General features: G+C 72.6%; 28 protein-coding genes. 20 read left to right on the forward strand and 8 right to left on the reverse strand.

The genetic code is table 11. The features are described from left to right. Positions 1–24 precede the first annotated feature (24 nt). Both ykgO and AC1MBW_RS03945 read left to right on the forward strand, forming a co-directional pair. On the forward strand, positions 25–147 hold the full coding sequence (ykgO, locus tag AC1MBW_RS03940) for a type B 50S ribosomal protein L36 (protein ID WP_055970826.1): 123 nt from the start codon (positions 25–27) through the stop codon (positions 145–147). A 22-nt stretch (positions 148–169) separates the two neighbouring features. Further along, positions 170–766 (forward strand): GrpB family protein, encoded by a 597-nt coding sequence (locus tag AC1MBW_RS03945; RefSeq protein WP_480025529.1) that lies wholly within the window; start codon positions 170–172, stop codon positions 764–766. Between the two features lie 37 nt (positions 767–803). Here AC1MBW_RS03945 and AC1MBW_RS03950 read toward each other — a convergent pair whose 3' ends face one another. Beyond that, complete coding sequence (locus AC1MBW_RS03950; RefSeq protein ID WP_480025530.1) at positions 804–1,646, reverse strand: helix-turn-helix transcriptional regulator; 843 nt, start codon at positions 1,644–1,646, stop codon at positions 804–806. Positions 1,647–1,748: 102 nt separating this feature from the next. On the opposite strand from AC1MBW_RS03950, the gene AC1MBW_RS03955 reads away from it, so the two are divergent. The 6 genes from AC1MBW_RS03955 to AC1MBW_RS03980 all read left to right on the forward strand — a co-directional run bounded on the left by AC1MBW_RS03955 (position 1,749) and on the right by AC1MBW_RS03980 (position 5,389). Next, a complete protein-coding gene (locus AC1MBW_RS03955; protein WP_480025531.1) occupies positions 1,749–2,429 on the forward strand; it encodes an SDR family NAD(P)-dependent oxidoreductase in 681 nt (226 codons plus the stop codon). A gap of 81 nt (positions 2,430–2,510) precedes the next feature. Continuing rightward, the gene (locus AC1MBW_RS03960; RefSeq protein WP_480025532.1) at positions 2,511–3,251 is read left to right on the forward strand and encodes a ZIP family metal transporter; all 741 of its coding nucleotides are present in this window, start codon (positions 2,511–2,513) and stop codon (positions 3,249–3,251) included. 82 nt (positions 3,252–3,333) lie between these two features. Next, positions 3,334–3,804 carry a MarR family transcriptional regulator gene (locus AC1MBW_RS03965; protein ID WP_054145178.1) on the forward strand — a complete coding sequence of 157 codons (471 nt, stop codon included), beginning with the start codon at positions 3,334–3,336 and terminating at the stop codon, positions 3,802–3,804. Positions 3,805–3,968: 164 nt separating this feature from the next. Next, positions 3,969–4,571, forward strand: a complete 603-nt coding sequence (locus AC1MBW_RS03970) for a class I SAM-dependent methyltransferase (protein WP_480025533.1) — start codon at positions 3,969–3,971, stop codon at positions 4,569–4,571. 33 nt (positions 4,572–4,604) lie between these two features. Further along, complete coding sequence (locus AC1MBW_RS03975; RefSeq protein WP_054145180.1) at positions 4,605–5,096, forward strand: hypothetical protein; 492 nt, start codon at positions 4,605–4,607, stop codon at positions 5,094–5,096. Continuing rightward, positions 5,093–5,389, forward strand: a complete 297-nt coding sequence (locus tag AC1MBW_RS03980; protein ID WP_082383160.1) for a transcriptional regulator — start codon at positions 5,093–5,095, stop codon at positions 5,387–5,389. Before AC1MBW_RS03975 ends, AC1MBW_RS03980 begins: the two co-directional genes overlap by 4 nt. Positions 5,390–5,423: 34 nt before the next feature. On the opposite strand, the gene AC1MBW_RS03985 is transcribed toward AC1MBW_RS03980, so the two are convergent. Continuing rightward, positions 5,424–6,164, reverse strand: coding sequence for a helix-turn-helix transcriptional regulator (locus AC1MBW_RS03985; protein ID WP_480025534.1), 741 nt, complete (start codon positions 6,162–6,164; stop codon positions 5,424–5,426). Between the two features lie 113 nt (positions 6,165–6,277). On the opposite strand from AC1MBW_RS03985, the gene AC1MBW_RS03990 reads away from it, so the two are divergent. Genes AC1MBW_RS03990 through AC1MBW_RS04015 form a run of 6 tightly spaced genes read left to right on the forward strand, consistent with a single transcriptional unit; the run spans position 6,278 to position 11,440 of the window. Further along, entirely contained in the window at positions 6,278–7,258 is a 981-nt protein-coding gene (locus tag AC1MBW_RS03990; protein WP_480025535.1) for an ABC transporter substrate-binding protein, read from the forward strand. Beyond that, positions 7,259–8,251, forward strand: coding sequence for an amino acid ABC transporter permease (locus tag AC1MBW_RS03995; RefSeq protein WP_480025536.1), 993 nt, complete (start codon positions 7,259–7,261; stop codon positions 8,249–8,251). Continuing rightward, positions 8,248–9,063 carry an amino acid ABC transporter ATP-binding protein gene (locus AC1MBW_RS04000; RefSeq protein ID WP_480025537.1) on the forward strand — a complete coding sequence of 272 codons (816 nt, stop codon included), beginning with the start codon at positions 8,248–8,250 and terminating at the stop codon, positions 9,061–9,063. The genes AC1MBW_RS03995 and AC1MBW_RS04000 overlap by 4 nt, the downstream gene beginning before the upstream one ends. Beyond that, the gene (locus AC1MBW_RS04005; RefSeq protein ID WP_480025538.1) at positions 9,060–10,223 is read left to right on the forward strand and encodes an aminotransferase class V-fold PLP-dependent enzyme; all 1,164 of its coding nucleotides are present in this window, start codon (positions 9,060–9,062) and stop codon (positions 10,221–10,223) included. Before AC1MBW_RS04000 ends, AC1MBW_RS04005 begins: the two co-directional genes overlap by 4 nt. After that, the gene (locus tag AC1MBW_RS04010) at positions 10,220–10,630 is read left to right on the forward strand and encodes a Rid family detoxifying hydrolase (RefSeq protein WP_480025539.1); all 411 of its coding nucleotides are present in this window, start codon (positions 10,220–10,222) and stop codon (positions 10,628–10,630) included. Before AC1MBW_RS04005 ends, AC1MBW_RS04010 begins: the two co-directional genes overlap by 4 nt. Positions 10,631–10,639: 9 nt before the next feature. Then, a complete protein-coding gene (locus AC1MBW_RS04015; RefSeq protein WP_480025540.1) occupies positions 10,640–11,440 on the forward strand; it encodes an Fpg/Nei family DNA glycosylase in 801 nt (266 codons plus the stop codon). Between the two features lie 48 nt (positions 11,441–11,488). On the opposite strand, the gene AC1MBW_RS04020 is transcribed toward AC1MBW_RS04015, so the two are convergent. Continuing rightward, complete coding sequence (locus AC1MBW_RS04020; RefSeq protein ID WP_480025541.1) at positions 11,489–13,228, reverse strand: PHP domain-containing protein; 1,740 nt, start codon at positions 13,226–13,228, stop codon at positions 11,489–11,491. Between the two features lie 179 nt (positions 13,229–13,407). Between AC1MBW_RS04020 and AC1MBW_RS04025 the strand changes: the two genes are divergently transcribed. Then, the gene (locus AC1MBW_RS04025; RefSeq protein ID WP_480025542.1) at positions 13,408–14,241 is read left to right on the forward strand and encodes a hypothetical protein; all 834 of its coding nucleotides are present in this window, start codon (positions 13,408–13,410) and stop codon (positions 14,239–14,241) included. Positions 14,242–14,243: 2 nt separating this feature from the next. Here the strand turns inward: AC1MBW_RS04025 and AC1MBW_RS04030 are convergent, their stop codons facing one another. Continuing rightward, positions 14,244–16,145: an ABC transporter ATP-binding protein gene (locus AC1MBW_RS04030; RefSeq protein WP_480025543.1), complete on the reverse strand. Its 1,902-nt coding sequence runs from the start codon at positions 16,143–16,145 to the stop codon at positions 14,244–14,246. Between the two features lie 114 nt (positions 16,146–16,259). Here AC1MBW_RS04030 and AC1MBW_RS04035 point away from each other — a divergent pair, with 114 nt between their 5' ends. From AC1MBW_RS04035 to AC1MBW_RS04055, 5 genes are all read left to right on the forward strand, one after another. After that, positions 16,260–16,826, forward strand: coding sequence for a GNAT family N-acetyltransferase (locus AC1MBW_RS04035; RefSeq protein ID WP_480025544.1), 567 nt, complete (start codon positions 16,260–16,262; stop codon positions 16,824–16,826). A gap of 116 nt (positions 16,827–16,942) precedes the next feature. Further along, positions 16,943–17,278 (forward strand): PadR family transcriptional regulator, encoded by a 336-nt coding sequence (locus AC1MBW_RS04040; protein ID WP_054145190.1) that lies wholly within the window; start codon positions 16,943–16,945, stop codon positions 17,276–17,278. Next, on the forward strand, positions 17,271–17,819 hold the full coding sequence (locus tag AC1MBW_RS04045) for an HAAS signaling domain-containing protein (protein ID WP_480025545.1): 549 nt from the start codon (positions 17,271–17,273) through the stop codon (positions 17,817–17,819). Before AC1MBW_RS04040 ends, AC1MBW_RS04045 begins: the two co-directional genes overlap by 8 nt. A gap of 312 nt (positions 17,820–18,131) precedes the next feature. Beyond that, positions 18,132–19,067 (forward strand): nuclear transport factor 2 family protein, encoded by a 936-nt coding sequence (locus AC1MBW_RS04050; RefSeq protein ID WP_480025546.1) that lies wholly within the window; start codon positions 18,132–18,134, stop codon positions 19,065–19,067. 149 nt (positions 19,068–19,216) lie between these two features. Beyond that, positions 19,217–20,542 (forward strand): hemolysin family protein, encoded by a 1,326-nt coding sequence (locus tag AC1MBW_RS04055; protein WP_480025547.1) that lies wholly within the window; start codon positions 19,217–19,219, stop codon positions 20,540–20,542. 57 nt (positions 20,543–20,599) lie between these two features. Here the strand turns inward: AC1MBW_RS04055 and AC1MBW_RS04060 are convergent, their stop codons facing one another. The 4 genes from AC1MBW_RS04060 to AC1MBW_RS04075 form a co-directional block, all read right to left on the reverse strand. Continuing rightward, positions 20,600–21,280, reverse strand: coding sequence for an NmrA family NAD(P)-binding protein (locus tag AC1MBW_RS04060; RefSeq protein WP_480026068.1), 681 nt, complete (start codon positions 21,278–21,280; stop codon positions 20,600–20,602). A 472-nt stretch (positions 21,281–21,752) separates the two neighbouring features. Next, positions 21,753–22,817, reverse strand: coding sequence for a spore photoproduct lyase family protein (locus AC1MBW_RS04065; protein WP_480026069.1), 1,065 nt, complete (start codon positions 22,815–22,817; stop codon positions 21,753–21,755). A gap of 217 nt (positions 22,818–23,034) precedes the next feature. After that, a complete protein-coding gene (locus tag AC1MBW_RS04070) occupies positions 23,035–24,165 on the reverse strand; it encodes a sensor histidine kinase (protein WP_480025548.1) in 1,131 nt (376 codons plus the stop codon). After that, positions 24,158–24,847 carry a response regulator transcription factor gene (locus AC1MBW_RS04075; protein WP_480025549.1) on the reverse strand — a complete coding sequence of 230 codons (690 nt, stop codon included), beginning with the start codon at positions 24,845–24,847 and terminating at the stop codon, positions 24,158–24,160. Before AC1MBW_RS04075 ends, AC1MBW_RS04070 begins: the two co-directional genes overlap by 8 nt. Positions 24,848–24,917 lie beyond the last annotated feature (70 nt).

Genomic DNA, 24,917 nt, shown 5'->3' on the forward strand with positions numbered 1-24,917 from the left:
CCGACACCGACACCGGAGGCATGCATGAAGGTCCGCAACTCGCTCAAAGCACTCAAGGCGATCCCCGGCTCGCAGGTCGTCCGTCGCCGCGGCCGGGTCTACGTCATCAACAAGAAGGACCCGCGGTGGAACACCCGCCAGGGGTGACGACGTCTGGCAGGATCTCCTGATGCCTGTCGACCGAACGCCCCGCCGACCCGACGTCACGACCACCGAGATCGTCGGGGGCCCCGAGCCGCTCCGCGTCGGGCTGCACGACCACGACGAGCGCTGGCCCGCCCTGTTCGCCGAGCACCGTCGGCGCGTCCTCGAGGCCCTCGCCCCGTCGGGTCTCGAGGTCGACGTCGAACACATCGGCTCGACGTCGGTGCCCGGCCTGGCGGCGAAGCCGATCGTCGACGTCGTGGTCGCGGTGCCCGACATCACCGCCGACGAGGACTACCTCGAGCCGCTGCTCGCCGCGGGCTACGAGCTGCGGGTGCGCGAACCCGGGCACCGGCTCGTCCGGACGCCCGAGCGCAGCGTCCACGTGCACGTCTACGAGCAGGGTGCCGACGCGATCGACGAGTACCTGCTGCTGCGCGACCACCTGCGCACCGACGCCGCCGACCGCGAGCTCTACGCGACCGTCAAACGTGACTTGCTCCGTCGCCGCTGGGACGACATGAACGCCTACGCCGATGCCAAGACCGAGGTCGTCACCGCGATCAAGGCGCGGGCCCGCGCAGCTCGGCACGCAGCCCGCGAGGCGGCCCGCGAGGGCTGACCGCGCCACGGCCGCCGCGGTCGGCCGGGCCGAGGCATCAGGCGGCCGACGTCGCCGCCATCGTCTGCAGCCCGGTGACGCGCAGCAGGTCGAGTCGCGCCTCGTCGTCGGAGCCGGGCGCGACGGTGTAGACGACGATCCGCAGGTCGCCGGGTGCGGTCAGCACGTCGCAGTCGATCGTGATCGGGCCGGCCGGCGTGTTCGTCACCGTCTTGCGGCTGGCCCGGTGCTCGGCCACCTTGGCCTCGGCCCAGCGGCGCGCGAACTCGGGCGACGTCTCGAGCAGGCGCGACACGAGGTGGTCGAGCGAGGGGTCGGACGGGTAGCGCCCCACGGCCGCCCGCAGGTCGGCGGCCAGGTCGCTCGCGAAGTCCTCCTCGTGCTGCGCGTCGAAGTCGGTTCCCGCGTGGCCGGACGTGAAGTGCCGCCAGACGAGGTTGCGCTCGAGCCCGACGAGGCGCGACGGGTCGCCGTTCACGGCGGCCCACAGCGGGTTCCAGAGCAGGATGTCGTGGGTCGCCGAGAAGACTGCCAGGGGCACGTCGCCGAGCCGGTCGACGATGCGCTGCACGCCGGGCCCCACGTGGCGCGGGACGACCCCGGCCGACGGAGGCGCGGCGCCGGCCGAGCGGTAGAGGTGGTCGCGTTCGTCGTCGCTCAGGCGCAGGGCGACCGCCAGGGCGCGGAGCATCTGCGGTGACGGGTTGGTCGCCCGCCCCTGCTCGAGGCGGACGACGTAGTCGACGCTCACCCCCGCGAGCGCCGCGAGCTCTTCGCGGCGCAGGCCCGTCGTGCGGCGTCCCGCCCCCGCCGGCAGGCCGACGTCGGCCGGGCTGACCCGGTCACGCCAGGACCGCAACACGTCGGCGAACTCGCTCATGCGCCCATCCTCCCCCGGCCCGGCCGCCCGAGGGTGGTACCGGCAGTCCTCCCGTCGTGCGGGGCCTGGGTGCCCGGGCGAGGTCGGGCGCAGCATGGACGCATGACCACCACACTCATCACCGGGGCCAACAAGAGCCTCGGCCTCGAGACCGCCCGCCGCCTGATCGAGGCGGGCCACACCGTCCACGCCGGCATGCGCGACCTCGACTCGGGCGACGCCGTCCGCGCCCTCGGCGCCCACGCCGTGCAGCTCGACGTCACCGACCAGGCGAGCGTCGACGCGGCGCTCGCCTCCCTGCCCGAGCTCGACGTCCTCGTCAACAACGCGGGCGTGCTGGGCTCGTCGTTCGGCGTCGACGACCTCACCCCCGAGACGATGCAGGATGTGCTCGACGTCAACGTCGTCGGACTCGTCCGCGTCACCCAGGCCGCGCTGCCGCTGCTGCACCGCTCCGACCGTCCCGTGATCGTCAACGTCGCCTCGGGCGTCGGCTGGCCGCGCTGGCTGAGCACGGAGGGTCACGACGAGTACCCCGTCGCCGCGGTGCCCTACGCGTCGTCGAAGGCGGCCGTGATCGTGCTGACCGTGCAGTACGCCAAGAACCTGCCGACCTTCCGCGTGAACGTCAGCGACCCGGGCTACACCGCCACCGACTTCAACGGTCACGGTGGCCACCAGACGGTCACCGAGGGCACGGACGCCACCGTCGCCCTCGCCCTGCTCGGGCCCGACGGGCCGACCGGCGAGTTCCACGACCGCCGGGGCCGCATCGACTACTGAGCGGCGACCGCAGGAGGCGCGGTGCCGGTCCTCGAGACCGGCACCGCGCCTCCTGCACGGCAAGGGACTAGACCTGTCCTCGTGCCGTCACCGCTCCTCCTCGCCGCCCTCGCCGGTCTGCTCTCGGGCCTCTCCCTCGTCGTCGGGGCGGCGGTGTCGTGGTTCGTCCGGGTGCCCCGCGAGGCCGTCGCCCTCGTCATGGCGTTCGGTGCCGGCGTCCTGATCTCGGCACTGTCGTTCGACCTCGTCGACGAGGCCACGAGCAGCGGTGGTCTCGTGCCGACCCTCGGCGGCTTCCTGGCCGGCGCGATCGTGTACGTCGTCCTGGATCAGCTGCTCGAGCACGGGGGTTTCCGACGCAAGCACCACCGTCGTGGGTCGGCCGGTTCGGGCACCGGCCTGGGCATCGCGCTCGGCGCCCTGCTGGACGGCGTCCCCGAGACGGCCGTCCAAGGCGTCAGCCTCACGGGCGGCGGGTCCCTCAGCATCGCGATCCTGGTCGCCGTCGTGATCTCGAACGTCCCGGAGGGCATGTCGAGCACGGCCGACCTCAAGTCGTCGGGTCGGTCCGCTCGGTACGTCTTCGGTCTCTGGTCGGGCATCGCCGTGGTGTGCGCCCTGTCCGCCCTCGGCGGGTACGCCCTGCTGGGCGGGGTGCCCGAGGCCGGGCAGTCGTTCGTCATGGCCTTCGCCGCGGGGGCGATCCTCGCGATGATCTGCGACACGATGATCCCCGAGGCGTTCCGCAAGACGCAGACGCTGACGGGACTGGTGACGGTGCTCGGCTTCGTCGCGAGCTACGTGGTGCACCAGGTCGCCTGAGCGGGTGGCCGCGCCCCGAACTGGGTCATCCGTTCTGCGCTGCCTCGCCGACGGCGGGGGCGATGCTCGGTACCCTGCTGTCGTGAGCCCCGACCTTCCCGCCACTCCGGAGAACCACCCGGAGTCCGTCCGGCGTCTCGCCGCGACCCTGCAGACCCTGGACGAGGCGCACCGTCGCTACCGACTCCACGCCGCGAAGGTCGTCGGCATGGGCCACACCGAGCTGGCCGCCCTGCTCGCCGTCGCCGACGCCCCGGGGCTCACCCCGGGCGCGCTCGCCCAAGAACTGCTGCTCAGCACGGGGGCGACGACGGCCGTGGTCGACCGGCTCGAGAAGTCGGGGCACGTCACACGTAGCCGGCACCCGGGTGACCGCCGCAGCCTCTTCCTGCACCTGACCGCCCAGGGCGAAGGCACCACGACCACGCTGCGCGAGGCGTACCAGTACGTCCTCTCGACCACGGGCACGGACGAGACGATCGCCGAGGCCCTCCCCCAGCTCGACAGCATCGCCGCGGCGCTCGACGCCGCCGCCCGCGAGCCCGCGTCCTGACCCGCGCCGCGCCTCCTCGAGGTCGAGGTCGACGTCGACGTCGAGGTCGAGGTCGAGGTCGAGGTCGCACCACCGATGCGTCGTCGAACCACCGCATTCGATGGTTCGACGACACATCAGTGGTGCGACCCTGGGCCGGGGCTCCGACTCCTAGGCTGCAGGTCATGACATCGGAGGTCGGGACGCAGTACGCCGCGCGGGCCCATGAGTACGTCGACCACCTCGGCTCGATGTCGTCGGTGCACCCGGCCGACGAGCACCTGGTCGCGTCCTGGGCGGCCGCGGTCGAGGGCCCTGTGCTCGACGCGGGTTGTGGGCCGGGCCACTGGTCGGGGCACCTCGCCGCGCGGAGCGTCCCCGTGCGCGGACTCGACCAGGTCCCGGCCTTCGTCGAGCACGCCCACCGCACCCACCCGGGCGTCTCGTTCGACCTGGGCGACGTCGACGCCCTGCCCTACGAGCCCGACGCCTTCTCAGGAGTCCTCGCCTGGTACTCGCTGATCCACCACGATCCGAGCAGCATCCGGAGCCCCCTCCGCGAGTTCGCTCGGGTCCTCCGGCCGGGCGGCGGGCTGCTCGTCGGTTTCTTCACCGGGTCGACCGTCGAACCGTTCGGCCACGCGATCACGACCGCGTGGCGCTGGGCACCGGACCCCCTCGCGGACGAACTGCGCGCCTCCGGGTTCGACGTGCTCGAGACCCACACGCGGACGGGATCGGCTTCCGGGCCCAGACCTCACGGCGCGATCCTGGCTCGGCTCGCTTGACTTTCCATGTCGGAAACACTTAGTGTTGCCGATATGGAAAGCCAATCGAACGACAACCCGTCCTCGCCCGTCGACCCGGTCGCGGCGTTCCGCGCCGCGACCGACGCCCAGGCCGCGATGGCCGCCCGTGTCCGGTCACCATGGTGGCTGCACGTCGCCCGGGGCCTGCTCGTGGCCGCGATGGTCGGCGGTCTCGGCTCCGGCACCGAGGGTTCGGCCTGGGTGCTGCTCGGCGTGGTCGGGCTCGCCACGCTGGCCCGCTGGCGAACCCGCCAGGTCGGCGTGACCCGCGCCAACCCCGAGCGCTGGCGATTCATCGCCCTCGGGGCGCCCTGGTCGATCGTCTCGTTCGTCGCCGTCGTCGCGGCCATGGTGTTCGTCGTCGCCGTCCGCGACGCCCCCACCTGGCAGGTCGCCACGGCGGCCGCCGTCGCGGGCGTCCTCATGGCCGCCCTCGGCCCGGTCGCCGACCACGCCGCCCGCACCCGCCTGAGCAGCGACCTCACCCTCGGCGGCGCCCGGTGAGCCGACCCGAACCACTCTTCGACCCCGTCGTCCACGCCCCCCAGCGTCTGCAGATCTGCGCGATGCTGGCGCGGGGCGGCGAGGTCGAGTTCGGCGTGCTGCGCGAGGCCCTCGACGTCTCGGACGCCACCCTCAGCAAGCACCTTCGCACCCTGACCGAGGCCGACTACGTCGACCTGCGCCGCGTGCAGCGAGCCAAGGGACAGGCGCGCACCTGGGTCGCCCTCACCTCGGCCGGCTCGCAGGCCCTGCGCGGGCACTTCGCGTTCTTGCAGAGCATCGCCCCGCTCTGATCCGGCGGCGACCGCTCGGTGGGAACGGCGTCCGTCAGCCGCCCTGGCGCACCTGTCGCACGTACCGGTACACCGTCGGCTCGGACACGTGCAGCGCCTCGGCCACCTGGGCCACCGCCCCCTTGAGCAGGAACACCCCCGCGCGCTCGATCTCGCGCACGGCCGCGACCTTCTCGTCGGGCGTCATGCGGTGCGGCTCGACGCCCTGGGCGGCCACGATGCGCGCGACGCCGTCGAGGGCGAGCTCGTCCACGTTCATGCTCAGCCGCTCGGCGACCGGCATGGCTGCCGACGCCGCGGCAGGGCCCGCGTCGGACCCCGGGCCCGGGGCCGCCCCCTTCACCAGCCCGGTCGTCGCCGTGATGGCCGCGAGCAGGTCTCGGGCCCGGGTCAACGGCTCGTCGTCGATGTTGAGGCACAACATGCCGACGACGTCGCCGCCGGCGTCGCGGATGAAGAAGGTCGACGAGCGGAACGTGCCGCCGGTGCGGGACTCGGCCAGGTAGTTCGCCAGGTAGTCGCGGTCGTCGTGCTCGTGGTTCTGCAACACCTTGAGCACGAGGTCGGTCGCCGGCCCGCCGACGCTGCGACCACTCACGTGGCCGTTCGTCAGGGCGACGATCGACCGGCTCAGGTCGCTCGTGTCGTGCAGCACGACCTCGGTCCGCGGCCCGAGCAACTCGGCGAAGAAGTCCATCAACGGCAGGTACGGCTCGAACTCGGCCCGCAGGACGCGGCTCGCGTCGACCACGGTGGCGCTGCTGGCTCTCGACATGGGTCCAGGTTACCGGCATGTAACGAAATCATCGCACTGTGATAATTTCTTCTCACCCGGCCGATCATTCGGCTAGCTTGCGATGACCGACGACGCTCACGAAAGGCTCGACCATGACCCGAACCCGCTCCCGCTCCGCCCTCTGGGGCACCGTCGCCACGGGCGCCGTCCTGACCCTCGGCCTCACGGCGTGCGGCGGCCCGAGCGCCCCGCAGCCCGGCGACGCGTCCGGTGACGCCTCGTCGTCCTCGTCGTCCTCGTCGTCGACCATCCCCGACACGAGCGCCCTGCTCGACGCCGTCCAGGTCGACGACGCCCTCGCCGCCCAGGTGCCCGCGGACATCAAGGACAAGGGCACGCTCGTCGTCGGCTCGAACGTCCAGTCCGCGCCGAACAACTTCTACGCGGCGGACGGCTCGACCGTCATCGGCTCGGACCACGACCTCATCACCGCGGTCGGCAAGAAGCTCGGCCTCGACGTCGAGTACCAGAACCAGGACTTCGGCTCGCTCATCACCAGCCTGCAGTCCGGCCGCGTCGACGTGACGATCGCCGCGATGAACGACACGGCCGAGCGCCAGCAGGCGATCGACTTCGTCGACTACCTGACCTCGGGCATCACGCTGATGGTGCAGAAGGGCAACCCCGACGACATCACCGGCCCCGACGCGCTCTGCGGCAAGTCGATCGCCGTCGTCACCGGCACCAGCCAGCAGGAGTTCGCCGAGGCGACCAGCACGCAGTGCGAGTCCGACGGCGACGAGGCGCTCGACATCACGGTGACCGACAGCGACAGCCAGAACCAGACGCAGCTGCGCACCGGCCGCATCGACGCCATCGTCAACGACCTGCCCAGCGCGGTCTACATCTCGAAGACCGCCCAGGACGGCCAGGCCTTCGAGGTCGTCCCCGGTGACGTGATCGACGGCGCCCCCTACGGCATCGGCGTCAACAAGGACGACGCAGCTCTGCGCGACGCCATCGCCGCGGCCCTCGACTCGCTGATCGACGACGGCACCTACGGCGAGGTACTCGACGCCTGGGGCATCACCTCGGGCAGCGTCACCGAGGCCACCGTCAACGGCGGCAAGTAGGTGGCGACCGCACGACCGACGGGAACCGACCCGGGCGACACGACCCGCGCCTCCTCGTCCCGCCCGCCCGAGCGCCCCGGGCGTGAGCCGCTGCCCCAGGTCCGCCTGAAGCACTGGGGCCGCTGGGTCAGCGCCGTCGTCATCGTGGTGTTGCTCGTCGCCCTCGTCTACGGGGCGTCGCAGGGCGACATCTCGTACCGCGACATCCCGTACTACCTGGTGTCGCCGATCATCCTGCAGGGCCTCGTCGGCACGATCGTGCTCGCCGTGGTCGCGCAGGTGAGCGCCGTGATCATCGGCGTCGTCATCGCCCTGATGCGCATCTCGAAGAACCCGGTGGCGCAGGCCTTCGCGGCCGGCTACACCTGGCTGTTCCGCGGCCTGCCCGTGCTGCTGCAGATCCTGCTCTGGTACAACCTGGCGCTGATCTTCCCGCGCCTGACCGTCGGGGTGCCGTTCACGGACGTGGTGTTCCTCGACGTCAGCACGAACGACGTGATGACGACCTTCGTCGCCGCCTTCCTCGGCCTGGCCCTCAACGAGAGCGCCTACATGGCGGAGATCGTGCGGGCGGGGCTGAAGAGCGTCGACCGCGGCCAGATCGAGGCCGCCCAGTCGATCGGGCAGACCCCGATGCAGCGCATGGCCCGCATCGTGCTGCCCCAGGCGATGCGCATCATCATCCCGCCGACCGGCAACGACTTCATCAACATGCTCAAGGGCACGGCGATGGCGTCGGTCATCGGCTACCTCGAGCTGATCAAGGCGGCGAACAACATCGCCTCGTTCAACCTGCAGGTGATGGAGACCCTGATCGCCGCGGCCATCTGGTACATGGTCATCGTCAGCGTCGCGAGCGTCGGCCAGTTCTACCTCGAGCGCAGCTTCGACCGGCAGGACCGCCGCCCCGGCGGGCCGCCGAACGCCCGCGCCCTCCGCCGCAAAGTCGCCGCCGACCTCGGCCGCGCACCCCTCGTGAGGAGCACCCCGTGACCACGACCGACACGACGACCGCAGGAGGCGCGGCGCCCGCCGACGAGGCAGCCCCCGTCCTCGAGGCCATCGGCATCGGCAAGTCGTACGGCAGCCACGAGGTGCTGCGCGACGTCTCGATGACGGTGCGCAGCGGCGAGGTGGTCTGCATCATCGGCCCGTCCGGCGCCGGCAAGTCGACCTTCCTCCGCACGCTGAACCGCCTGGAGGAGCCCGACGCCGGCGAGGTGTGGGTGGGCGGCGAGCCGATGGGCTTCGAGCTGCGCGACGGCGTGCTGCACGAGCTGAGCGAGCGCCGCCTGTCGGCGCAGCGGGCGCGCACCGCCATGGTGTTCCAGCACTTCAACCTGTTCCCGCACCTGACGGTGCTGGGCAACGTGCTCGAGGGGCCCGTCCGCGTGCAGCGCCGGTCGGCGAAGGAGGCGCGGCGCGAGGCCGTCGAGATCCTCGAGCGGGTGGGCCTCGGCGACAAGGTCGACGCCTACCCCGGCCAGCTCTCGGGCGGGCAGCGACAGCGCGTGGCGATCGCCCGGGCCGTCGCGATGAAGCCGCTGTTCCTGCTCTTCGACGAGCCGACCTCGGCCCTCGACCCCGAGCTGGTCGGCGAGGTGCTCAAGGTGATGGGCGACCTGGCCCGCGACGGCATGACCATGCTCGTCGTGACGCACGAGATCCAGTTCGCCCGCGAGGTCGCCGACCGCGTGGTCTTCATGGCCGACGGCGGCATCGTCGAGCAGGGGCCGGTCGAGCAGGTGCTCGGCGCCCCGCGCGAGGCCCGCACGAAGCAGTTCCTGCAGCGGGTGCTGGCGTGACGTCGGGCACGGCGACGTGCTCGGGCACGGCGACGACCCCCGGCTCGGCGCTCGACGCGTACCTCGCGTCGTTCGCCGAGCCGGTCGGCTACCTGAACTTCGGCAGCTACGGGCCGCCGTCGCGGGATGTCGTCGAGACGATCGGCCGCCTCGCCTCCGCGGCGAGCGCCGGCGTGCCCTCGTCCGGCCTGCACGCCGAGGACGAGCGTGCCCTCGCGGCGGTCTCGCGCCTCACCGGGTTCGACCGCACCGGGGTCGCCCTCACCGGCAGCACGTCGCTCGGGCTGATGCAGATCGCGTTCGGCCTGCCCCGGGGCGAGGTCGTGGTCAGCAGCGCCGAGTTCCCGTCGAACCTGTACGCGTGGTGGCGCTCGGAGGAGGCCGGGCTCACGACGGTCCGGCCGCTGCCCGCCGTCCCGGGGCAGCCGCTCGCGCCCGTCACGCCCGAGCGCGTGGCCGACGCGGTCGGGCCCGACACCGTGGCCGTCGCGGTGAGCGCGGTCGACTTCCGCACCGGCACCGTCGCCGACCTCGCCGGGTTGAGGGAGGCCGTCGGCGACCGTCTGCTCGTCGTCGACGGCATCCAGGGGTTCGGCGTCCTCGACGCCGACTGGAGCCTCGCCGACGCCTTGGTCGTCGGCGGCCAGAAATGGCTGCGCGCGGGCTGGGGAACCGGGTTCGTGGCGCTGTCCTCGCGGGCCCTCGCGCGCCTCCGTCCGGTCCTCGGGGGGTGGACGGGCGTCGAGGGCGCCTCCCGCTACGACGGCCTGCCGCACGCTCCGCTGCCCGGGGCGCAGCGCCTGTCGGTGACGAACGGGTCGCCGTTCGCGTCGGGGGCGTTGGCCACGGCGCTCGAACAGCTCGAGTCGGTGGGGGTCGACGTCGTCGCGTCTCGCGTGGCGGACACGGCGGGTGACCTGATCGGACGACTCGAGGCCGCCGGGGTGCCCGTGCTCTCCCCCGTCGACCGACCACGGCGAGCCGGACTCGTCGTGGCGGGCGTGCCCGCAGGTGAGGCCGCCGCCGTCGGAGCCCGACTCGAGGCCGCCGGCGTCACGGCGACCGTCCACGGCGCCGACCGCGTGCGCCTCAGCGTGCACGCCACGACCACCCCGGCCGCGATCGACGCGGCCCTGACCGTCCTGGGAGGACGACGATGACCACGAACCCCCTCCACGCCGTGCACACCGACGAGGCCCCGGCCGCGATCGGCCCGTACTCGCAGGCCGTCCGCGTCGGCGACCTGGTCTTCGTGTCGGGCCAGCTGCCGATCGACCCGGCCACGGGCGAGTTCGCCGGGCCGGGCGTCCGCGACGAGGCGGCCCGGTCGTTGCGCAACGGTGCCGCCGTGCTCGAGGCCGCGGGGTCGGGCATCGACCTCGTCGTCAAGACGACGGTGCTGCTGACCGACATCGCCGACTTCGCCGTCGTGAACGAGGCCTACGCCGAGGTGTTCCACGGCGGGGTGCTGCCGGCCCGCGCCGCCTACCAGGTCGCCGCCCTGCCCAAGGGCGCCCGGGTCGAGATCGAGTTCGTCGCGGCGGTCGCCCCGGGGCACGCCGGGTAGCATCGCGGCATGCCGGAGGGTGACAGCGTCCACCTGCTGGCGGCGCGCCTCCGTCCCTCGCTCGTCGACCGCGTCGTCGTCGACGGCGAGCTGCGGTCGGGCGGCCGCGCCGGCGAGTCGCTCTCCGGTCGACGCATCGTCGAGGTCGACACCCACGGCAAGCACCTGCTGACCCGTTTCGACGACGCCAGCACCCTCCACACGCACCTGCGCATGCAGGGGTCGTGGACCCTCACCCGACCCGGCCGCGTCCTGCCGACACGGCTGCAGCGGCAGGTCCGCGTGCGGGCCCGACTCGACGACGGCCACACCCTCTGGGGCGTCGACCTGCCGGTCGTCGACCTCGTGCCGACCCGGGACGAGCACGCCCTGACCGGCCATCTGGGCCCCGACCCGCTGCGCCCCGACTGGGACCCCGAGGAGGCGCGACGTCGCCTGGCCGCACTGTCCGGCGTGACGGTCCGTGCCGCCCTGCTCGACCAACGTCCGATGGCCGGTCTCGGCAACCTCTGGGTCAACGAGGTGGGCTACCTGCGCGGGGTGCACCCGGCCACGCCGATCGGCGAGGTCGACCTGGTGAAGCTCGTCGACGTCGCCGCGCGCGCCCTGCGATTCTCGGCCACGACGCCCGGCGCCTACCAGGTCACGACGGGCCGGACCCGCCGCGGCGAGACGCACTGGGTCGTCGGCCGCGCGGGACGCCCGTGCCTGCGCTGCGGCACCCGCGTCGAGGCGCGCGACGACCCACCCACCCCGGACGGCCGCACGCGGCGCGCCTGGTGGTGCCCGCGGTGTCAGCCCGCGGCATGACCTCGGGCGATCACGAGCACGTTCCCCGAGGTACGGGACCCGGTCGGCTCAGCGCACGCTGACGACGATCGGGTTCGCGTACAGCCAGGTGTCGGCCCACGGGTCGGCCGGGGCGACCGGGTACGGCTGGGGCGCCCGGGGGTCGACCTCGGCGCCGAACGGGCCGACGCCGTGCACCCGGCCGTCGCTGCCGCGCAGACGCACGTAACCGTCCTCGGTGGCGGGCTCGAGCGGCACCACGACGCGGAACGGAGCGGCGGAGCGGTCGGCGACGTCGAGCAGCTCGACGACCCGGGTGCCGGGCGCGCGCTGCTCGTCACGGTCGGCCACGGGCCCGGTGACGCGACCGCGGATCACGTCCAGGTGGGCGAGCCGCGGGACGGTGCCCCGCGAGGTGGGCGTCGTCGTGGGCACGACGTCGACCACGAGCTCGAGGGCGGTGCCGCGCGGGACCGTGAGGGTCCCGCCCAGGGTGGCCTGCGCCTCCTGACCGCCGGCGGCCCGGAGCACGACGGAGAGCCCGGCGACGAGGTGCCCGTGGTCGACCCAGAGCCGTCCGGCACGGATCGCGTCGAGCAGGGCGGCGGACGACCGGTCGACGGCCCCGACGTGGTTGCGGCTGAACTCGCCCGGCCAGAAGTCGGCGCCGTTCTGGGGCGTGGCCGTGGTGACCGGGTCGGGTCGGCGGCCGGCACGGTCGAAGTTCGCGAGCGTCGCGCCGGCCTCCCAGCCGGGCCCGGTCGGGAAGTCGCCGACGCGCGTCGAGTCGGATTCCTTGAGGTGGAGGTCGCTGTTCGAGGTGACCCACCAGCGGCGTCCCTCGCTGAGCAGCGAGTCCCACACGCCGCCGACGACGGCCGTCGTCCAGTCGAAGCCGCCGTGGGTCAGGTAGGCCTCGGCGGGGTAGCCGGTGAACGAGAACTCGCTGGGGGCGTTCTCGTACTCGCCCCGCCGCGAGCGCTCGGTGGCGTTCGCGGCGATCGCGCCCGCCTGGGCGCCGGGAGCACCCTCCATGCCGACGAACACCTCGGGGTCGGCGTCCTGCCAGGCACGGAGCTCGCCGGGCGAGTCGATGCCGAGGCGACTCGGGTGGTTCGCCAGGACGATCACGTCGTCGACGACGCCCGCGCTCTTCTGGGCGCCGAGCCAGGCGATCGCGTCGGTGGCGTGCACGAGCCACTCGGCGGCGTCGTCGGTGCCGGCGCGCGGCTTCTCCCAGCCGTTGAGCTTGCCGTCGTGGTCGAGCTCGAAACGGCGCAGCACGCGGGTCGTCGCCGGCCCGGGAGCGACGAGCACGGTGGCGTGCTCGGCGCCGGGGATGTACCACTCGAGCCCCTGCAGCACGAGCAGGTCGGGGCGCGCCGCCCGCGCGGTCTCGATCTCGCGGGCGGCGTTGAACACCCCGCCGACGTTGGCGTGGCCCTTGTTGCTGTGCTCGGTGAAGGCGATCGCGTCGACCCCGAAGCGCTGCGCCTGGTCGAGGATCGTCGTCATGGGGTACTTGGCGTCGTGCGAGTAGACCGAGTGCACGTGGTGGTCGAACACCAGCCACGAGAGCGCGGCCGGGTCGACCGCGGCGGGCGACGACGGCAGCGGCGCGGCCTGCGCGGGGGTCGCGGCCCGGAGCCCCTGGGCGGTCGCCCCGACGGCGACGGTGGCGGCGACGGACGCCCCCAGGAAGGTCCGGCGCGAGACGCCCGACCGGGTGGCTGCACTCCGGTCCACCTCGGGCAGGGAGGACGCGTCACCGGTCGAGGCGGACTGCTCGGGGCGGGGGTCGAGGGACATGGCATCACTTTCGTCGGGCGGGCGTCCTGACCGTAGGCATCGGGTCTGAACCGCAGGCCAACGATCGGGGACGTGCACGACACCCGGCGTTCACGACCCGTTCCCCCGGGTGCGCGACAGTCCTGGCGTCACCGCGCGCTCCCCGCCGCGGGGGCCCACCGCACCCACCGAAGGTCCCGATGCCCTCCTCCGTCCCCGCCGTCCGTCGTCTCCCCTCGCGCGCCTCCGTCCCTGCCGTCCGTCGTCTCCCGTCGCGCTCCTCCGGACGGGCCCTGGTCGTCGCGGCGACCCTCGCCGCCGGCGCGGTCGCGGGCCTGGCCGGCCCCGGTGCCGCCGTCGCCGCCCCTGCGCCCGCCGACCCCGCGCCGCTCGTGCTGCGCGACGCCGCGGGCACCGCGATCGTGTCGGGCGACGCCCGCGCCGACCCGTCGTTCGCCTCGGCCCTGTTCGCCGCGGGCTGCCCGGCCGCCGCGGACGACGCCGCCCGGCTCTCGGTGACGTCGGGAGGCGCGACCGTCGTCACGTCCCCGAGCGTCGCGGTGGCCACGGGGCAGCCGGTCGAGGTGCCGATGGCGATCTCGTTCGAGGAGGTCGTCGCCGCCGGCGTCGAGGAGGGCGGAGCGACGCTCTCGCTGGAGTGCCTCGTCGTCGAGTCGGGCATCCCGTCGACGGTCGTCGTGGCGGCGACGCTGCCGGTGACCTTCGCCGCCGGGACCTGGTCGGTGCCCGGCGCCGAGGTCGACCCGGCGCCGCCGACGGACGACCCGACCGCGGTGCCGACCGACCCCGGCACGGTGCCCTCCCCCGCGCCCACGGACGGTGCCGGGGCAGGAGCGGGCGCGACGCCGCGCCCCTCGGCCACGGCCCGGCCCTCCGCCGACGGAGCACTCGCCTTCACGGGCGGGCAGGTCGCCGGGGTCGGTGCGCTCGCCGCCGGACTGCTCGCGGGCGGCACCGCGCTCGTGCTGCGGCGACGTCGGACCGCGCCCGTCGACGGGCCGCCCGCGGAGTAGGGCTACGGCGCGCTCGGCGCCTGCTCGTCCGCGGCGACGTCCTTCTGCACGGCGAACTGCGTGCGGTGCAGTTCCTCGTAGCGTCCCTCCGCAGCGAGCAACTCGTCGTGCGTGCCGCGCTCCACGATCGAGCCGTCCTCGACGACCAGGATCTGGTCCGCACTGCGGATCGTGGACAGGCGGTGCGCGATGACCAGGGCCGTCCGCCCCTCGAGCGCCTCGCTGAGCGCCGCCTGGACGGCGGCCTCGGACGTCGAGTCGAGCGCGGCGGTCGCCTCGTCGAGGATGACGACGCGAGGCTGCGCCAGCAGGAGGCGCGCGATGGTCATCCGCTGACGCTCGCCTCCCGAGAGCCGGTAGCCGCGCTCTCCCACCATCGTGTCGAGCTGGTCCGGCAGGGACCGGATGAGGGGCTCGAGCCGTGCGCGGCGGACGGCGTCCCACACCTCGTCATCGGTCGCCTCAGGCCTCGCGAGGCGCAGGTTGCTGAGGATGGTCTCGTGGAACAGGTGGCCGTCCTGCGTCACCATGCCCAGGGTGTGACGCATCGAGGCGAAGGTCACGTCGCGGACGTCCGCGCCCGCGAGACGCACGGCGCCGCTGTCGACGTCGTAGAGACGCGACATCAGCTGCGCGATCGTGGATTTCCCGGCACCGGACGTGCCCACGAGCGCGACGGTCTGCCCCGGCTCGATCCTGAACGAGACGCCGTGCAGCACCTCCTCGCCGCCACGGGTGTCCAGGGTGGAGACCTCCTCGAGCGAGGCGAGGGACACCTTGTCCGCGGACGGGTAGGCGAAGCGGACGTCGTCGAACTCGACGCTCACCGGGCCCTCGGGAACGGAGGCGGCGGCGGGCTTCTCCTGGATGAGCGGTTCGAGGTCCAAGACCTCGAAGACGCGCTCGAAGCTGACCACCGCGCTCATGATCTCGACCCGTGCGTTGGCGAGACCGGTCAACGGCACGTAGAGGCGGGTGAGGAGGAGGGCCAGGGTGACGACCTCCCCGGTGTCGAGCTGGCCAGCGAGCGCCAGGGCACCGCCGAGCCCGTACACGAGCGCGAGGGCGAGGGCGGAGACGAGCGTCAGCGCGGTGACGAAGACGAACTGCAGCAGCGCGGTCCGGACCCCGATGTCGCGGACGCGGGCGGCGCGGACGCGGAACTCCTCGGCCTCCTCGTCGGGACGGCCGAACAGCTTCACCAGCGTCGCGCCGGGTGCGGAGAAGCGCTCGGTCATCTGCGTGCTCATCGCGGAGTTGTGGTCGGCGGCCTCGCGGCGCAGCGCGGCGAGACGGCTGCCCATGCGCCGCGCGGGCACCAGGAAGATCGGGAGCATGACGACGGCGAGGACGGTCACGAGCCAGGACGTGCTGAGCATGACGATCAGCGTGAGGACGAGGGCCACGACGTTCGTGACGACGCCCGAGAGGGTGCCGCTGAAGGCCTGCTGGGCGCCGATCACGTCGTTGTTGAGGCGGCTCACGAGAGCGCCCGTCCGGGTGCGCGTGAAGAACGCGATCGGCATCTTCTGCACGTGGTCGAAGACGGCCGTGCGGAGGTCCAGGATGACGCCCTCGCCGATCCGGGCCGAGAACCAGCGCGTCACGAGCGAGACGCCGGCGTCGGCCAGCGCCACGGCCGCGATGAGGACGGCGAGCCGCACGATGGCCGCGAGTTCACCCCGCGCGACGATGACGTCGACCACCCGGCCGGCCAGCACCGGCGTCGCGACCGCGAGGAAGGCGCCCACGACGGAGAGTGCGATGAAGACCACCAGCTTGGACCGGTAGGGCACCGCGAACGTCATGATCCGCCGGACGGACTCACGCGAGATGCCGTGGCCGCCGTCTCGTGCGGACGAGATCTTGTAGAGCGAGCTCCAGGCCGCGCCTTCCATGCTCATGGTGGTTCCTTCCGTGGGGGCCTGGCCCAATGTAGACGGCAGGCCGCCCCGGGCTCGCATCAGCCGTGGCCGCCGGGCCGGCGGGCGGGTGGCTGTTGCGGGAGGATCGAGGCCATGGACACGGACACGCTGGCGTCGACTCCCCGGTTGACCCTCCGCCTGCACCGAGAGGACGACCTGGGTCGACTCGTTTCGATCTACTCACGACCGGACGTCGCGCGGTTCCTCCTGGAGGAGCCCTGGACGATCGAGTCCGGGCGGGCACAGCTCGAACGACGCCTGGGTCGGACGGAGCTCGCCGAGCCCGTGGGGGCACTCGCTCTCGTCGTCGAGCGGGAGGGTTCGGTGATCGGCACGGTGTCGCTGTGGCGCACGGAGCAGGAACGGCGCACGCTCGAGATCGGGTGGACGCTCGATCCCGAGCACGGAGGCCGGGGGTACGCGAGCGAGGCGGTCGCGGCCGCGCTGCAGCTCGCCTTCGCGCGCGACGACGTCCACCGCGTGACCGCGCAGATGGATGCCCGCAACACGTCCTCCGCGCGCCTCGCGGCCCGGGTCGGCATGCGGCAGGAGGCGCACCACCGGCAGGACTTCTGGAGCAAGGGCGAATGGACCGACACCCTCGTCTTCGCGATGCTCGCCGACGAACGGCCCGCGCAGCAGGGCGAGACGGGGCGGTGACCTGACCCGCGCCTCCGACGCGTTCCTCCACGGGCGTGGCGCGGGCCGCGGCTCCGGCGGCCGTCGAGCACCGGGGCCCCTTGATCTGTCTTGCACCGCAAGGTAGCTTGTGATGCATGACAGCAGACGTGGGGGCGCAACTGCGCAAGGGCGTCGTCGAGTACTGCATCCTCGGACTGCTCGACCGAGAGCCCATGTACGGCTGGCAGCTCTCCGAACAGCTCGTCGAGGCCGGTCTCGTCGCCAGCATCGGGACGCTCTACCCCGTCCTCGGACGCCTCCGGGCCCAAGGTCTCGCCACCGCCTTCGACCAGCCGTCCGCGACGGGCCCCGTCCGCAAGTACTACCGACTGACCCCGCTCGGGCGTGCCCAGCTCAGCGCTTTCCGCCTCCAATGGGCCCCGTTCACCGCCTCGGTCCACCTACTCATCGGAGAAGACACCCATGACTGACACCACGCCCGACATCACCACCGCCTACCTCGCCCAGCTCGACACCGAGCTCGGGCAGCTCCCGGCGGACCTCCACCGGGACATCGTCACCGGAATCCGGGAAGAGCTCCAGGGGCTCGACGCGGAGGCCGCAGCTGCACGCATCCGACAGCTCGGCGATCCGGCCTTCATCGCCGCCGAAGCCCGCGCCGAGACGACCACCGAGGCTCCCCTCGTCAGCCCGGACGCGCCTCCGCCCGGCCGGACGTTCTCGATCATCGCGGTCGTGGTCCTGATCGCCGGCTCGCTCCTGGTCCCCGTCCTCGGGGCGCTCGCCGGCCTCCTCTTCGTCAGCCAGGCCAGGGCCTGGACCCGGCGGGAGAAGGCAGCCGCCTGGCTCGCCTCCGCGGGCGTCGCCCTCCTCGCCGTCGCGGCCGCGACGGTGATGGCCTCGGCGGATCTCGACGGCACCCACCTCGTCGTCCTGGCCGGCTACCTCGTCTTCCCCGTCGTCGGCATCGTGCTGGCCGCCCGCGCGCAGCGCCGGGACTGGCGCCCCTGAGACGGGACTCGCCGCTCGCGGGGACGGCCTCGCTTCCCTCGTCGTCGGCCACGACACGGAAGGGGTTGCTCACGACCGATCGCAGGGAAGCCAGCAGCGTTCCCGGACCGGTTCGTGATGTGTGTGAGCACCACTCGCGTAGGACACGCCGCAGGGAAGCATCCGCGAGCGTCCCGATCCCACACGGGCGGTGCAGGCGGTTCCACGATTCCGACCTCGACGTGAGTGGCTTACGAGAAAGTGCGTACCTCCGTTCGACGGGGCTTCCTGAGATGCTGCGATCAGCCGCCGACCCTCGCAGAAGGAGCCTTCATGTCCGTCGCATCCAGCCGCCTCGCCCGCGGCACGGCCGTCCTCGCCGGAGCCGCCCTCCTCGCCGGACTCGGCGTCACCACGCCGGCATCCGCTGCTCCCGGGACCACACTGAAGCCGACCGTGACGGCCGCCCCGGACAGACGGGACACCACCACCGAACACCGCAATGCCTGCGCCGTCCGGACGCTCATCACCACGACCTTCGCCCATCCCGACAGCACGTCCTCCCAGCGGCTCGCGGCGGAACTCGTCTCACCGAGCGCCGTCGCGCACGGAGCAGGGACCACCGCCGGGCCGGAGGGACTCCTCGCCCAGTTCTCGGCGGACCGGACGCGCGTCCCCGGTGCTCAGGCAGTGATCAAGCGCGTCGCAGCCGACGGCGACCTCGTCGCGGTGCACTGGCAGATCACACCGGACCCGCGCGACGAACGACGCGGCGATGCCGCCGTCGACCTGTTCCGCCTCGAGCACGGGCGGATCGTCGAGCGCTGGTCGCTCGAGCAGCCCGTTCCGACCGGCACACCGGCCAGCGGGAACACGAACACCATGTTCAGCGACCTGTACCGGCCGGCACGTCCGACTGCCGCGCCGTCGGAGCGTCAGGAAGAACGCAATCGCGTCCTCGTGGTGTCGGCGTACGACACGCTGTTCCGCGACCACGACGCGTCGATCCTCGACCGCGCCTTCGACCCCGCGTACCTGCAGCACAACCCGGTCGCCCCGAACGGGACGGCCGCGTTGAAGCAGCTGTTCGGCAGCGGCGCGCCGTTCCCGGCGCAGCAGTCCGTCATCTCGCTCTCCGACGGCGACATCGTCTGGACCTTCTCCCAGGCGGTCGGCGCGAAACCCGGCGACCCGCTGCTCGCCGCCGACCTGTTCCGCGTCGACGACGGCCTCATCCGTGAGCACTGGGACGTGGTGCCCACCAGCTAGCCACCTGTCAGGCGGTTGCCCAGGGGAACGCGGAGGGCTTGCCGGTAATCTCCGTCCATGACGCGCACCTCAGATCCTTCGTCCGACTGCCATAGTCCGGGCGCCCGGAAGACCCCGGGCACCTCCCGGCCGATCGCCGCCACGGCCCGATGAACGGCGACCTGCTCCTCAACATCGTCCTCGTCGTCGTCTTCGTCCTGGTCGGCGGCGTCTTCGCCGCCACCGAGATGGCGCTCGTCACCCTCCGCGAGAGCCAGGTCAACGCGATCGCGGCGCGCGGCAAGCGCGGCGAGAAGGTCGCGGGCTTGGCGCGCGACCCGAACATGTTCCTCGCCGCCGTCCAGATCGGCGTCACCGTCGCCGGCTTCGCCTCCGCCGCGTACGGCGCCTCCTCCATCGCCCCGTCCGTCACGCCCGTGCTCGTCGGATTCGGTCTCGGCGAGCAGGCCGCCTCCACGGTCGCGACCATCGTCCTCACCCTCCTCATCGCCTACCTCTCGCTCGTGCTGGGCGAGCTGGCTCCGAAGCGGCTCGCGATCCAGCGGAACGCCTCGTTCGCCTACGCCGTCGCCCCGGTGCTCGCCGTCTTCGCGGTCCTCATGCGTCCGGTGATCTGGCTGCTGTCGATCAGCACGAACCTCGTGGTCCGTCTGCTCGGCGGCGACCCGCACAAGACGGGCGAGGAGATGACCGAGGAAGAGCTGCGCGACATCGTCTCGAGCCACGAAGGCCTCCCCGAGGACGAACGCCGCATCCTCGACGACGTGCTCTCCCTCCGGCACCGCCAGCTGAGCCAGGTCATGCGTCCTCGCCCCGAGGTCACGGCCGTCGACGGCACCGGGAGCGTCAGCGACGCCGCCCGCGAGGTCCACGACCAGCCCTATTCGCGCTACCCGGTCATCGACCGGTCCATCGACGACATCATCGGCTTCGTGCACGTCCGCGACCTGTTCGAGGCGATCACCAAGGACCCGGCGACGCCGGTCCGCGACATCGTGCGGACGATCTCGTACCTGCCGGCCACGGCGCGCGTCCTCCCGACGCTCACCTCGATGCGGGCGGACGGCCACCACATCGCCGTCATCGTCGACGAGTACGGCGGAACCGACGGCATCGTCACCCTCGAGGACCTCGTCGAGGAAGTCGTCGGCGAGATCTTCGACGAGTACGACACCGAGTTCGCCGCCGCCGACCTCGAGGCCGGTGGCGGGACCGTCGACGGCCGCCTGAACTTCCAGGACTTCGAGGAGGCGACGGGCATCCACCTGCCCGAGAGCGCCTCCGACACCGTCGCCGGCTACGTCATCGAGACCCTCGGGCGCCTCGCGGTCGTGGGCGACGTCGTCGAGATCGACGGCGCCCGCCTCCAGGTGACCGCGATGGACCGGCGCCGCATCTCCGAGCTGCTCGTCATCCCCGACGTCGACGAGACACCCGCCGATGAGGCGAGCACCCCGGACGACGCGCGGAACTGAATCCGGGCCCCGGGCCCCGGGCCCCGGGTCTCGTGTTGACGGAGTCGGTGGCGCGCATCACCCGCGCCATGCCGGCGAGGGTCCCCGTCGTCCCGGCCCACTGCACACGGTAGGTGCCCCCGTGATGCGCGTCATGCTGCGCGCGAGGTCCCTGGCCGACACGCGGTCCCCTGCGACCTCCACGAACCGCGATGCGTCGTCGTCGAGGGCCACCCGTGCGGTGACGCGGGCCGTGTCGTCCTCGGTCGTGAAGTCGAGGATCTGGTCGGCGTCCGACCAGAACAGGACGCGCTTCAGCTCGAGCACGACCAAGGGGGCCTGGCCGGTCAGCATGTCCGTGAACGCACGGACGAGAACGCTGGAGGCGCAGATCGGGGCAGCGTCGACGTCGGCCTGGAACTCGCGTCGCAGCTCGAAGTTCCGGTTGCTGCCCGGGGTGATGCATCGGTAGTCGGCCGAGTAGTCCGACGGCCTGAAACGCGGCACGCCGGCGTCGACCGCAGCGGCGAGCAGAGCCCGTTGCGCGTCCACGATGACGGGCCGTGCACCGCTCAGGGCGGAGACGACCACGTCGACACCGTCCATCGCGGCCCGCAGGGCATCGGGGTCGGTGTAGTCGGCTTCCACGACACGGATGGCATCGTCGTCGGCGAACGGGACGCTGCCGGCACCGGGACGGGTGAGCACTCGGACGTCGGCGCCGAGGGTGCGCAGTTCACGGACGATGCGGCGACCGATGTCGCCTGTGGCGCCGGGACGGCCGGATGGCGGTTCCCCGTCGGGTAGCGGGAGGACCGCTCTGCTGCCGCCGCCTCACCTCCCTGTCCGCGACGACCTCGCTGTGCCCACTCGGGGGTTCACGGCGAACCAGTGCTCGGCGTGCGCGATCCCTCTCGACGAAGTCGGCATCACACGAGCAGGCGACGGGGTGGACCGCCGACCCCCCGACCACCTTCGGGACTGAGCCTCAGGGAGTCTGCACTTCCGGCGCCCCGCCGCGGCCGCCCTAGGAGGCAGCGCCGCGCCGGCACTCGTCGAGCTCGGCCGAGCGGTCGTTCCGGCCATCGGACGCGCCTGCGACACCGGGAACCGGATGACCGACACCACCGGCGGCATCATCGCCGCGACGACTTCGTCACTGGCGCGTCGGCGCCTGAACCACATCATCGGCCGCTGCGACCCGCCCCTCCGTACGAGGGACGTGCCCGGCTCAGAAGGCGTAGCGGATGCGGCACCACGGCGTGATCTCGTTCACGAGGGCCGACAACTGCGCGACCCCCCGGGCCTTGAGATCGCGACGGTAGCGGACGTTCTCGGCGCCGTTCTGCGAGATCTTGGCCTCTTGCAGGCGTGGCTGCCAGATGAGCTCTTCGCCCTTGGGGTGCCACCGCTCGTTGACCTCGTGCAGGGCGGCGTTGTGGGTCAGGAAGATCACCTCGGCCGCCGCCTGCTGTTTGGCGGCCGGCGTGAGGACGTCGTCGACCTGCTGCAGCAGCGCCCGCCAGTCGGACAGCCAGGTGGGCGTCATGATGACGGGTGAGAAGTTGAGGTGGACCTCCCATCCGGCCTCCACGAAGTCGTTGACGGCGGCGATGCGGTCGGCCATCGGGCTGGTGCGCAGGTCGGTGACCTTCGCGGTCTCGGCCGGCATCAGCGAGAAGCGGATGCGAGACCGCCCCCGAGTATCCCACGTGAGCAGGTCGCGGTTGACCCATTTGGTGGCGAAGGACGCCTTGGCCGTGGGGGTCATGCGGAACAGGTCGCAGAGGTCGCGCACATTGTCACTGATCGTCGCGTCGACAGAGCAGTCGCTGTTCTCGCCGATGTCGTACACCCACGCGTCGGGGTCGCACTGGTTGGGTTCGAGCTTCGGCCCCTGCTTGTGCACGTGACGGGCGACGTGGCGACCGATCTGCTCGATGTTCGTGAACACGGTGACCGGATTGCTGTACCCCTTGCGGCGGGGGACGTAGCAGTACACGCACGCCATCGCGCAGCCGTTCGACAGCGACGGCGCGATGAAGTCGGCCGACCGGCCGTTGAGCCTCGTCACGAGGCTCTTCTTCTCGCCCAGGACGAGCGCCTCGGTCTTGATGCGCACCCAGCGACGGGCGTTCGCCTCGTCGCCGTGGAGCTCGGGGATGCGCCAGTGCGACTCGACCGGCACGACGATCGCCTCGGGCCAGCGCGCGAGGACGTCCTGCCCCCGGGGCGACGCGGCCGCCGCGGGTTCGGCGTAGATGCGGCGCACGTCGAGAAGAGCCGGAGAAGCCATCATGCGCCATGTGTACAGGCCACCACTGACAGCGGCTGCACGGGGTCCTGCCTTCGCACACGGCGGTCCTCTGCGACGCAGAAACGCGATGTCGGTTCAGTCCTCGGGCGGCCCTGGCCTCCGCCGCAGCCGACCGCATGCCGCCTGCCCTGCTTCGAGGCGCTCGGCGCCCCCTCGACCGAGCCGTGCGGACCGACCGCGCCGGCCCGTCGGCCCGTCAGCCCGGTCGGGCGGGCAGCTCGACGGTGACCCGGAGGCCGCCGCCGACCCGGGGCCGCACCTCGAGCGTCCCGTCGTGGGCGCGCACGATCGCGTCGACGATCGCCAGGCCGAGCCCGGAGCCCTGGTGGTCGCCCCGCACGCGGGCGTCGCCGCGCTGGAAGGGCTCCGTCAGGGTCGCGACGAGGTCGGGCGGAACCACCGGGCCCGAGTTCTCGACGACGAGGAGGGCCCCGGCCCCTCGGGGGGCCGTGGAGACCGACACACACGCCGCCGGCTGACCGACCGACGCGTCGACGTCGCGCGTCCCCGCGTGCGGCCCTGCGGGCACGTTGTGCACGATGCCGTTGTGCACCAGGTTCGTCACCACCTGACGCAGCAAGGCCGGCGACCCGGACGTGGTCGACACGTCGCCCTCGACCTCGAGCGCCACGCCCCGCGCGTCGGCGAGAGGCGAGAGCACCTCGACGGCCTCGTCCGCGAGCAGTGACAGGTCCACGGACGACCGGTCGAACGACCGCTGGTCGGCCCTGCTCAACACGAGCAGCGCCTCGGTCAGGTCGATCGCCCGGTCGTTCACCTCACGCAGGCGACCTGCGAGCACCCTCGGGTCCGACTCCGGGTCGTCGTGCGCGACCTCGAGCAGGGTCCGCGAGATGGCGAGGGGCGTGCGCAACTCGTGCGAGGCATTGGCCGCGAACCGTCGCTGCGCCGAGACGTGGGCCTCGAGCCGCTCGAGCATCGTGTCGAACGCGTCGGCCAGCGCACGGAACTCGTCGGCCCGGCCGGGCAGGGCGATGCGGTGCGACAGCGACCCCTCCGCGGCCAGGCCGGCGGCTTCGGTCAGACGGTCGAGCGGCGCCAGCAGCCGCCCCGCGAGCCACCAGCCCCCCAGCAGCCCCGCCCCGAGCAGCACCGCCAGAGCCACGAAGGCCCGCGGCACGAACGCCCGCACCAGGTCTCCTCGGTTCGGCGCGTACCCGTCGAAGCTCGAGAGCGCCTCCTGCGGCACGTACCGCAACAGGAACAGCCAGACCACCCCGAGCAGCAGCGCCCCGGTCACCACGACGACGGCCGCGTAGCTGAGCGCCAGACGCAGGCGGACGCTGGGGCCGCGCGTCCTACCCACGGGCCCGCGCCTCCCCGACCGGGTCGGCGTCGATCCGGTACCCGACGCCGGGCACGGTCGCGATCACCCAGGGCTCTCCGAGCCGCTTCCGCAGCGCCGAGACCGTGATGCGGACCGCGTTCGTGAACGGGTCGGCGTTCTCGTCCCAGGCCCGCTCGAGCAGCTGCTCGGCGCTGACCACCCCGCCACCCGCGCCGACGAGCACCTCGAGCACGGCGAACTGCTTGCGGGTGAGCGCCACGTAGCGGCCGTCGCGGTGCACCTCGCGGCGGAACGGGTCGACGCGCAGGCCCGCGAGCTCGGTGACCGGCGGCCGGTGGTGCGCCCGACGCCGGTCGAGGGCACGAAGCCGCAGCACCAGTTCGCGCAGCTCGAACGGCTTGGTGAGGTAGTCGTCCGCCCCCGCCTCGAAGCCCGAGGCCTTGTCGTCGAGACGGTCGGCGGCCGTCAGCATGAGGATCGGCGTGCCGCTGCCGGTCGCGACCAGGTGCTCGGCGATCTCGTCGCCCGAGGGCCCGGGCACGTCGCGGTCGAGCACGGCGACGTCGTACTCGTTGACGCTCAGCAGCTCGAACGCGGTGTCGCCGTCGCCCGCGACGTCGGACGCGATGGCCGCGAGACGGAGACCGTCGCGGATGGCCTCGGCCAACAGGGGCTCGTCCTCGACGATCAGCACACGCACGTCCCGATGCTACGAGCCGGGCCGTATCGTCCGCGTATCGAGAAACGCATACGGGCCGGCAACGGCGGAT

The organism is Frigoribacterium sp. AP1, assembly GCF_056680555.1.